We start from the raw sequence: 10,064 nt of genomic DNA, 5'->3' as shown, positions 1-10,064 counted from the left end.
GAGGTAGCGACGCTTACGTAAGTGCTCCTTTTTTCTCAGAAAGTAAGCCTTGATAAATACACAAGGCTTTATTTCAGGTGGTAAGTTTTATAGTTGTTTTTATTTTATTTTATCTGTTGGAATAAGGGCATGAGCGTTGAATAATTATAACTGGTGATCGCCTATAGGGCTGGCTACATCATCATTATCTTCCGCGCTGTGTGGAACAAGTTGTGGTGATTGTGATGCTTTTTCCATAGCTTCTTTTATGCTGCTATAAGTTGAGTATGGATTATCATCGTCTTTAGATTTGCCAAAGCGTCCATATTGTCTCTTAGGTGTGCCAACTAAGGTTTTTTGCAAGTCTTCTTCTGGAATGTTGTGAAGTTTTTGCATAGCTCTAAGAGCAGGTTCTGCGACTTGGTATGTTTCTGCTATTTGGCTGGCTTCTTTATTTTGCGTAGCTCTTGGTCGGAATTTCTTCAAAGGATGAGATAGCACACGAGCTATATTAAGAGTTAATCTATCTGGGGATTGAACCTCTTCGTCTACTGTGTATTTGAGGTGGTCGATCAGGCGCTGTCTGGTTGGTTTGGCTAAACGTTCAGCGCATGTTTTGGCTCGATCTAGAGCCTCATGAAGTAAGATCTTGCTTGCTGTATTGATAGGGTGATCACTATCGCAAACTTGCTTAAATGTTTCTTGAGAAAGTTTATTTACCTCATGAAGGGCAAAAATTGCTTGGTATCTTTGATGATCTTCAAGAGAAAGGATGTGGTTTTCACGGAGATAATTTGCATTTTCTAGCAGTGCTTCATGATCTTGAAAAGGGCCTGGTTTTTCTTCAGGGAGAGGGAGAAGCCCTGCTTGATCAAGAGCTGTGATTGTCCGTACTATCTCTCTATCTGTTTGCATGGTTTTTAAAACATTTGGAGATAAACTCCCAACCTTGTCAATAGTTAGGACTGTATCGCGGAATCTCTCATCATCTTGAATGCGCTCCCAAGCTCTGGCAGTCCGGTCGGCAATTAATCCAGTGCTGAAGTATTGACGGGAATTATCGATTACCATGTTCGCAATGATGGATGATGCTTGCCGATATTTTTGATCTGCGGGCGTTGGTTGTGGCTCTCCTGTAACTCCAATTCTAAGCACTGCATATTTGATCATAGTCGTGATAGGCTCTCGGATATCAGGATTGGCTTGAACTTTTTGCCAAATATTAGTATTTAGAGCGCCTATCTGTGCAAGAGCAATGACAGCTTCTTGTAATTTTTCACTTTCCTCAAGTTCTTTTTCTTTACCTTGAAAATTAATACCTGCTTGTTGCAGGGCAATGCGTGCTTGCTCAAAACTCATAAAATTTAATCCCTAATGTTTGATTATTTATGGAAAGCTTTTACAAAAAATGCTTGAAAATAGTTCGTTTATTTTTTAATGGTGAATGTGATTTAATAAAATTAACTGATTTTTTTCCATGTTATTACTATTGTATCCCTATTTGAAAGTACTCTATTAAGCGTTGCTTAATTTATTTATACTTTAAAAATATAAATGGTGTAATCGTCAGAATAGTAATAATTGTAAGTTTTTGGTTAAATCAAACTTACATTATTTTAATATGTTTTATTTGTATTTTTTATTATGTAAAAATGTTGATAATAAAGTTATTTTTTATTTAAATTTAATAAATGTTTTTTTAAAGAGGAAATTTTTGATAAAAATTTTTCTCGTTGATTGTACTTGCCTTCTAAATAAGAAGGCGAGTGTTAAAATTATTATAGTCAGGTTTTTTCTTTGTATTTACGCTGTAAGTTCTACCAAAGCAGTTCTTGCAGCTTCTTGGGTTGCTAATTTTTCTCTATCTTCTTGTGTGGCAAATTTCATGAGGTTATTGTAAGTTTGGTAGGCTGGATTTTCTCCTTTATCTTCACCGTCTCTTAAGGCTTGGTCCCATTCTGGAGCTGAAATTTGCAATAGATCACGAGCAGCTTCAATATGAAGTTTTCCTCTGTTATATGACTCTGGCATATCACTGCCATCTTTTTCTAAATTCCGTCTGTATTTAAACCAACCCTCGCGACGAGATAATACACGTGCTAAGCTTTTTAGAGTTTGTTGAGGACTTAGATCATGACTATCTAGCTTGCGCTTTAAGCTGGTTGCGAGTAAAGCTTTATTTTGATCTGTTGAACTCTCTGATGATTGTAGTTCTTGCGCTTGAGCCAGTGCTTGATAAGTTAGTTTTTGTCCTGCTGCGCTCATAAGCTTCGAGTTTGTGACGATATTTTGAACCGGATTTTCGCTTTGCATGGCTTGTTCAAGGCTGGGTACGGGTACTGGCGGAGATTGCTCATCCATTGCTAAAGTAATAGTGACCAGTTGTGCTTGATATAGGTTATCAGGTAAAATTCCTGCTTGATGAAGATATCTGGCGGCTGTTAATAGCTTTGTTTGCTCCTCAGCGCTCACAGTTTGCACTGTTTTAGAGAGAGGAAGTAAGCCATTATCATGCAGAAGGTTGATATGGCCTTGGTATTGCTTGCTATCTTTTATGGCCTCCCAAGCGCTGTGAGTTAAAATTTTACTATCGCCTAGAATGCAAGATAATTCCTGGTATTTTGCACTGTTTTCTTGATCGTGAATTCTGAACCAAACCTCTCGCTGCCAATAGCTAGAATAGCTGAAAGGTTGTGAGGGGTCGGAAAAAGACAGAGGTTCTGTAGTTTGTAGGTCGGTAAATCTATTAGTATCAACCTTTAGAGTATCTGATGAGAAAAAATGCTCTCTATCGTCAAAGGCTGCAATTGCACGGACAAGTAAAGTTGCTTCTTCTGTTTCTTTCTCAATAGTTCTTAAGTTTTTTAATGATAATGTTTTACTATCACCAAGGACGGCGACGGCTGTTGCGAATATTGGGTCAGTTTGAATACGTTTCCAAGCTGCTCTAACCCACCGTTGAGTTTCTGGGTTATCTAAATCGTAGGTAAAGCTATCGGCAAGAGCGCAGGCTGCTCGTTGATACTGTGCTAGAGCTTCGCGATTCTTACGATTGTTTAGCCTTGTTAAATTTTTTTTAGGAAGGGGAGTTCCTATGTCTCTATGTAGGGACTGATAAAATTGTTGTGCTTGTTGATTAGCGTAAAGGTGTCTCCAGGATTGGTAAGTCAGGCCTTCTAAGTTGGCAAGAGCCGTGGTGCCTTTTTGGAAAGTGGTATCGGATCGAAGCGCCTCTAAAGCATTGTCAGGGCTATTCATCATTAGGTCAGCGAGATTAACACCTTGTGTATTTACAAGAGCAAAAAGTGCATCTTGTAAATCTTGGTTAGCTTCAAGCTCCTCTTCAATCCCTGGACGATAAATTCTTGCATTAGTAAGTGCTTGAGTGATAGCCTGAACTTGCTCATAACTCATAAATTTTAACCTCTATTATTCTTGTTTTTAATTAAATTTTTTGTGTCTTTACATGTTAATTAGTTTTTATGAGACTTTCTCCAGGCTTAATATTTGACGACATAAAATAATAATGGATAAAAGTAGGGCTAATTATATTTTTATGTTTTAGATATTTATATGTATGGTTATTGCTAGTATAATTCTCACTTAGTTAAAGATATCAATAGCATGTTTTAGTCTATTTATATGATAAAACTACAAAGTACGTAATTGTAAAAATAATGATAATTATAAGTTTTAAGTAAACTTAAATTTACAGGTGACTTAATGGTCTTTTTGAGACTGTTGAATAGGTTTTGCTGTGTAGAATGTTATTTTAAGTATATATTTAAATTTTAATATTAGTTTAAATGTTATTTATATAAATATATATGGCATATTGTATGTGATATTAATTTTTTAATTAATATAAATAATAATATTTTTATCTTATTGAAGGCATAGCCGAGTATGCTAGGGTGCACTGCATTGTGATGTTTATATTGTAAAATGATTCTAGAATCAATACAGAGTTTACTTTAATTGCTATACATCTCATAAATCCGCAGTTGTGGCAAGTGATGTTGAAGCACGATCAATTGCCGGGTTTGCCAGTGATCGTGCATTGACAGTGCTATATTTTCAGTAGAAAAAGCCATATTTTTAATATACGTGAAGAGGCTGATTTGACTGCCAGCTGAAATAATTAGCTGACGGTTAATTGATAGGATTTTGTTTTTGTTTTGATTAAATGGGCAAATATGACGCAGACGGCGGCGATGAGTAAGATTAATGGCAGTGTATATAAAGCATAGCTATATACCGTACTTGAGTAGACACGAATGCCGTGTGAGAGTGTGCCATCCCATTCAAGGTCAAGAATCTCACCGATGCCACGTTGCATTGTTAAGCCGCCAAGCATGGTGAGAAAATTAACAAAGGCAATCGCGGTGCCGGAGTATTGAGTCGGCATATGTTCTATAGCGAGGGGAAAAACGGCGATTTCTGCACTAGCGAAAATGCCAAAAGCCAGTAGTAAAATACATAATAGTGTGTAATTTAATCCAGGGATGGCAATCACCAGGTAAATAATCGTTGCTGCAATTAAAATATTAACAAAAATGAGTTGCAGGCGTGCTGTGCGTAAACGGTCAGATAACCAGCCTTGCAGTGGTGAGCCGATGGCCCAACCGAGAAAAATTAATGAGGTTGCAAAGGTGGCATGTGCGGTTGACAGATGATGAGTTTGCGTTAAAAACGGAATGCCCCAGAGTGAAGCAAATACCGAGTTCGGCATAAATAATGCGCCACCGGCTAAGCCGACCAGCCAAAGATAAGGTTGCTTGATCGTCAGTAAAAAGCCTTGAAAAATGTCTTTTGAAGACATTTGTTGTGACGTGTGATTAGTCGAAGTTGAGTGAGGATTGCGGACAAAAAAGAAGAAAATAGGTGCGAGAATAAAACCAAACAGGCCGATGGTAATGAGTACAGGTTGCCAGTTAAAATGGGTGACTAAAGCAGCGAGTGAATTTTGTCCTGCCATTGCACCGACAAAGCCAAGGCAGGTGACGAGCCCTGCAATAAGTGCGAGACGATTATGTGGTAGAATGGTTGCCCCTAACTTTAATATGCCAACAAAGGCAAACGCTGAGCCAAAGCCTTGCAAAAAACGCCCAGCATAAGCGATGGTGATATGGTCAGTAGGTGCAATGCCAGTCAGAATTGTGCCAAGTGCGCAGGCAATAACGGCCAGAGTTAGGAGTTGATGAGCACGAAAGCGGTCAAATAACGGGCCAACGATGAGTTGCATGGGGGTGTACGCATAGAAGTAAAAGCCTGCGAATGTACCAACAGAGGTAGCGCCGACATTAAAATAATGCATTAATTCTGGAATCATCACACCTGGACTAATACGCAGGTAATACTCATACATATAGAAAATCGCCCCTAAGGCGATAATAAGCCAGCTGATTAATGTCGATTTAAGGATGGTTGGTTGATTCACGTAAGATCCCTTCTCTGTTTTTAGCAATGTATTAATGCAAGCTTGAATTGACTGAACTCTATCTTATTGGAGTCACCGTGCTTGTCAAATTTTAGAATATATTTTGAATATGTTTTTGTATTTAGGGTGATTAAAGCACTGGCTGTAAGGTATAATGTATATGTAAAGGCAGTAAGTGCTAGAAAGATAAGGTATAGAAATAAGATTAAAGTGTTAAGTAGTAATATTTAAGTAGTAATAATAGAGTTATAAGTTTTAGAGTAAGAGATTAGTTCAGTGAATCAAAGCCTATATCCTTGGCATTACAAAGCATGGCAACAATTAGTACAAGCAAGGCAGGCTAAGAGCATGCCTCATGCTGTATTATTACATGGACCATCGCAAACAGGTAAATTGCCTTTTGCGCGCCAGCTTACTGCTTTTTTGCTGTGTCAGCAGTCTCAGGTTCAAGGGGCTTGTGGTGGTTGTCAAAGTTGTTTGCTTTATCAAGCCGGTAGTCATCCTGATTGTACAGAATTGGTGGGTGAGTCAAGCGGGGTGATTAAAGTTGATCAGGTGCGCGCATTGATCGCAAGCTTGCATACCGCACGGCATCAGTTAGGTTATCGTGTGATTCTTGTTAATCATGCCGAATGTATGAACAATGCTGCGGCGAATAGCTTTTTAAAAACGCTAGAAGAACCGCCGGAGCATACGGTGATTCTATTAATTAGTTCACAACCTGGGCGGTTATTACCCACAATACGCAGTCGTTGTCAGCCGTTTTCTTTACCGCCGGCAAAGACGGAGGTCTTGGCTTGGTTACAGCAGCAAAATACATCGCTGACGCTGATCGAAGCGGCGCGGCGTTATCAGTTGTTAGGCCATGCGCCATTAAAATTATTGGATGAAGCATATATCGCTGATTATTCTGAGCAAATCGATCTTTGGCTAAATGTCTTAGAAGGTAGCCAAACAGTGCATTATGGCCGTAAGCCGTCATACTTGCTAAAGCAGTTGGTTGATTGGTCACGTTTGTGTTCTTGGCTGCTTAAGGCGGCCTTAGGCCAGTTATTTGCAGGTGACGAGAAGCTAAACCAGCGTTTGATAACTCTTGCTGGCCGTATTCAACCTCAAGCTTTATTGATATTTTATCAGCAGTTACAGCAATCGATTCAGCAGCTAGCAGCACACAATAGTTTGAATGAGGCGCTGTTGCTGGATGGGCATTGGGTGTCTTGGCAACGGTTGGTGCGAGTATGAGAGTGAGGCTGTGTTATACGACGACGGTTGATCTTGCTGCGGCTTATTTACCTTTTATTCAGCAGGGTGCTTTGTTTGTCGCTACGACTGATGTTTTGCCGATGGGGACAGAGCTAGAACTAAAACTGCAATTGCCTGATCAGAGTATGACCGTTGTATTTGGGCGAGTGGTGTGGCGTGTGCCTGTGGTGACCGAAATGTTTGATCATATCGGTGTTGGTGTGCAGTTGATTGGTTCCGCTGGTATTAAAATAGCTCAAAAAATTAAAAATTTATTAGATGAAAAGCAGCAATGAAATTAAAAATTAATTCTATCGAGATGAAGTTATGTTTGTAGATTCACATTGTCATTTAAACTATTTTCTAGAAGATGATCAATTAGCTAAGGTGATGACTCACGCTGAGCAGGCACAAGTGTCGCATATGTTATGTGTGGCGGTTAATATGGAGCGCTTTGGTGAAGTGATTAAGATTGCTGAGGATTATGCTCAGGTAACGGCCTCTGTGGGTAAACATCCAACCGAAATGGCCGGTGTAGAACCGAGTGTCGATGATTTAATTCACTATGCCAGTCATCCGAAAGTGGTTGCGATTGGTGAGTCTGGTTTGGATTATTATTATGGGGCTGACTATAAAGAAATTCAGCAACAGCGCTTTACCCAGCATATTCAGGCAGCGGTAAAAACACAACTGCCGTTAATTGTCCATACCCGTGATGCACGAGAAGATACAATTAAATTATTGACGGATGTTGGGCAAGGTCATTGTCCTGGGGTATTGCACTGCTTTACTGAAAGTTGGCAGATGGCTAAAGCCGCACTGGATTTAGGTTTTTATATTTCTTTTTCGGGTATTGTTACTTTTAAAAATGCCAAAGAGTTACAAGAAGTCGCTAAAAAAGTGCCTTTAGATCGGATCTTAATTGAAACGGATGCGCCTTATTTAGCACCGGTTCCTCACCGCGGTAAGCAAAACCAACCGGCTTTTGTAAGTCATGTCGGCCAGTTTGTGGCGGATTTACGTCAGATGGCGGTAGAAAAAGTGGCAGAACTGACTGCAAATAATTTTTACCAGCTATTTACTAAGGCGAGCGCGTTTCGTAAATAAGTAGTCATTGATAGTTATAGCAAAGTTAAGCGAGAACGAAGCCTAGCTTTTCATAATGATATTTAATATGGCCAATACGCTTAATACCTGCTTGATAGTTTTCACAAGCGTCTTTTTTTATTTCTTTTTTGCCATTGATGGTTTTAACTCGCGTTAGCCACCATTGGCCAAATAGGTCTTCTTCAAGGTGGATGCGATAGCTGTCACTGCGCTTTTCCCAAGTCAATGTAAGCCAGTCTTGAGTTGTGTTAGCCATAAATCTATCCGCGTTTTTCGATGAGCTTATCATACTGCATAAATTTTGATAAATCATCTACTGCCCCTTATGATAGGGGGATTTTATATTGAGCTGATGTTTGGCTGGTTATATCAATTGTATAAATTTTATTTTAATTAAAGAGAGTATTATGTTGCCAGAGTGGGTGAATGGATTGGGTTATATCATGAGTTTAGGGGCCATGGCGGGTGCTTACCTTGTCGCGCGCCGTATCCCGATGTGGGCTTTTTTGCTGTGGTCGGTGACGAATTTGTATGAGTTTTGGGTGGCGGCATTTTATTATCATAATATTTGGATGAGCGTACAGTTTGGCTTTTTCTTTTTAAATTCTATTTATGGGATTTATTCATGGAAAAAGCATCCAGTTAAAACTTAATTTAATTTACTTAAGGTTGAGCTTGATCAGATTTTTAAAGCTATTGCATAATAGCAAAGTGGCTAAAAAACAATTGATTGGGATTGTATTTGGGATTGGGCTAAATTAACTTGAGATAGATAACGCATTATATAGTTAAAGGAATATAGCGATGGAATTACGTTTAGATGGCAAGGTGGCTATTATTACAGGAGCCGCAAGTGGTTTAGGTTTATCAATTGCAGAAAAATATGCACGTTCTGGTGCTAATGTTGTGATTGCTGATTTAAATCCAGATCAAGCACGTGAAGTAGCAGCTGGAATTGCGAAGAGAAATAAAGTGACCGCCGTTGGTATTTTGATGGATGTGACCTCGGAGGAGCAGGTTAATGAGGGTGTGCAAAAAATTGCAAATGATCTGGGTACTGTGGATATATTAGTCAGTAATGCAGGGATACAAACGATTGCTCCTATTGTTGAATTTGATTATGACGATTGGAAGCGGCTGCTGGATATTCATATTAATGGCACATTTTTAACAACAAAAGCCTGTATGCAACAGATGATTCGATCCGGCCGGGGTGGCAGTATTATTATTATGGGGTCGATTCATTCGGTCGAAGCATCGATGAATAAATCTGCGTATGTGACGGCTAAACATGGCTTATTAGGTTTTACGCGTGCGCTTGCTAAGGAAGGTGCGATACATAATATTCGAGCGAATCTGATTGGTCCAGGTTTTGTGAAAACACCTCTGGTTGAAAAGCAAATCCCCGAACAAGCCAAGGCATTAGGGATCAGTGAGGAGGAAGTTGTTAAAAACGTTATGCTCGGCAATACAGTGACTGGTGAGTTTACAACACTGGATGATATCGCAGTCTTAGCCTTGATGTTTGCCGCTTTTCCAAGCAATGGGCTCACCGGTCAGTCGATGTTGGCCACGCATGGTTGGCATATGGCCTAATCATTCAATGTAGAGCTAATTTTAGTGATGGGGGTAGGGTACCTTGGTGTACTTTATTCCTTGTTTTGGCTAACGGTCCAAATTTTAAATGTTAAAGGTTAAATTCTATGGCAGAGTGTTTATCAATTTGGTGATTATTGCATTAGTGATTACGGGTTATTTCAGCGCTTTTCGATGTGTTTATCATTTAAAAACCAAATGGCTAAGTTGGGTTTTACTTGAATTAAATTTTTTAATAAAATAAATAATATAAATGTTTTCGCCGGATTTAATCAGGTTTAATTAAATTTTTTATAATATATTGAATTATAATTGGTTTTTATATAAAGCTAAATTTTTCTTGCTTTGGTGGGTTGGTTTCACTTGATTTCAGCCTTAGCTGGAAGTACTGAGGAAGGTGCTTTAAATTGATCGTGAGACTTGTAAATGTGTTTTCGACACCTTAGTATGGGGATAGATTTTTTATGAGACCTAAGTATATAAGGAATATTGCATGGCAATATCGTGTGAGCTGTTAAGCTGTTTGCAGTCTGGTTTGGTGGCATCGTGCCAACCGGTGAGCGGTGGGCCGATGGATCAAGTGGCTATTATTGTAGCAATGGCTCAAGCTGCAGTGGCTGGAGGAGCAATTGCTGTGCGCATTGAAGGCATTGAGAATGTACGAGCGGTCAAGCAGGCTGTCAGTCGCTGCGAGCCATGG

9 protein-coding genes and 1 pseudogene are annotated in these 10,064 nt (G+C 39.3%); 6 read left to right on the top strand and 4 right to left on the bottom strand.

Translation table 11 applies throughout. The annotated features are described in order from the left end of the window. Positions 1–144: 144 nt before the first annotated feature. The 3 genes from C200_RS06890 to C200_RS06880 all read right to left on the bottom strand — a co-directional run bounded on the left by C200_RS06890 (position 145) and on the right by C200_RS06880 (position 5,419). Positions 145–1,338: a hypothetical protein gene (locus tag C200_RS06890; RefSeq protein WP_016210867.1), complete on the bottom strand. Its 1,194-nt coding sequence runs from the start codon at positions 1,336–1,338 to the stop codon at positions 145–147. A 444-nt stretch (positions 1,339–1,782) separates the two neighbouring features. Beyond that, complete coding sequence (locus tag C200_RS06885; protein ID WP_016210857.1) at positions 1,783–3,393, bottom strand: hypothetical protein; 1,611 nt, start codon at positions 3,391–3,393, stop codon at positions 1,783–1,785. 727 nt (positions 3,394–4,120) lie between these two features. Further along, the gene (locus C200_RS06880; RefSeq protein ID WP_016210864.1) at positions 4,121–5,419 is read right to left on the bottom strand and encodes an MFS transporter; all 1,299 of its coding nucleotides are present in this window, start codon (positions 5,417–5,419) and stop codon (positions 4,121–4,123) included. Between the two features lie 276 nt (positions 5,420–5,695). Between C200_RS06880 and holB the strand changes: the two genes are divergently transcribed. Genes holB through C200_RS06865 form a run of 3 tightly spaced genes read left to right on the top strand, consistent with a single transcriptional unit; the run spans position 5,696 to position 7,768 of the window. Then, positions 5,696–6,661, top strand: a complete 966-nt coding sequence (holB, locus tag C200_RS06875; protein WP_032126490.1) for a DNA polymerase III subunit delta' — start codon at positions 5,696–5,698, stop codon at positions 6,659–6,661. Next, entirely contained in the window at positions 6,658–6,957 is a 300-nt protein-coding gene (locus tag C200_RS06870) for a PilZ domain-containing protein (RefSeq protein ID WP_016210868.1), read from the top strand. Before holB ends, C200_RS06870 begins: the two co-directional genes overlap by 4 nt. Positions 6,958–6,988: 31 nt before the next feature. Beyond that, positions 6,989–7,768 (top strand): TatD family hydrolase, encoded by a 780-nt coding sequence (locus C200_RS06865; RefSeq protein ID WP_016210859.1) that lies wholly within the window; start codon positions 6,989–6,991, stop codon positions 7,766–7,768. A 25-nt stretch (positions 7,769–7,793) separates the two neighbouring features. On the opposite strand, the gene C200_RS06860 is transcribed toward C200_RS06865, so the two are convergent. Continuing rightward, the gene (locus C200_RS06860; RefSeq protein WP_016210861.1) at positions 7,794–8,024 is read right to left on the bottom strand and encodes a hypothetical protein; all 231 of its coding nucleotides are present in this window, start codon (positions 8,022–8,024) and stop codon (positions 7,794–7,796) included. Positions 8,025–8,175: 151 nt separating this feature from the next. Here C200_RS06860 and C200_RS06855 point away from each other — a divergent pair, with 151 nt between their 5' ends. The 3 genes and pseudogenes from C200_RS06855 to C200_RS06845 form a co-directional block, all read left to right on the top strand. Further along, positions 8,176–8,421, top strand: a complete 246-nt coding sequence (locus C200_RS06855) for a hypothetical protein (protein WP_016210862.1) — start codon at positions 8,176–8,178, stop codon at positions 8,419–8,421. A gap of 151 nt (positions 8,422–8,572) precedes the next feature. Beyond that, entirely contained in the window at positions 8,573–9,364 is a 792-nt protein-coding gene (locus C200_RS06850; protein ID WP_016210870.1) for a 3-hydroxybutyrate dehydrogenase, read from the top strand. Positions 9,365–9,857: 493 nt separating this feature from the next. Next, positions 9,858–10,064 (top strand): annotated as a pseudogene (locus C200_RS06845) (N-acetylmannosamine-6-phosphate 2-epimerase); the annotation flags it as partial.

Source organism: Piscirickettsia salmonis LF-89 = ATCC VR-1361, assembly GCF_000297215.2.
GTDB lineage: Bacteria > Pseudomonadota > Gammaproteobacteria > Piscirickettsiales > Piscirickettsiaceae > Piscirickettsia > Piscirickettsia salmonis.
The sequence above is the reverse complement of the archived record's forward strand: the minus strand, read 5'-3'. Positions and strand labels throughout refer to the sequence as shown.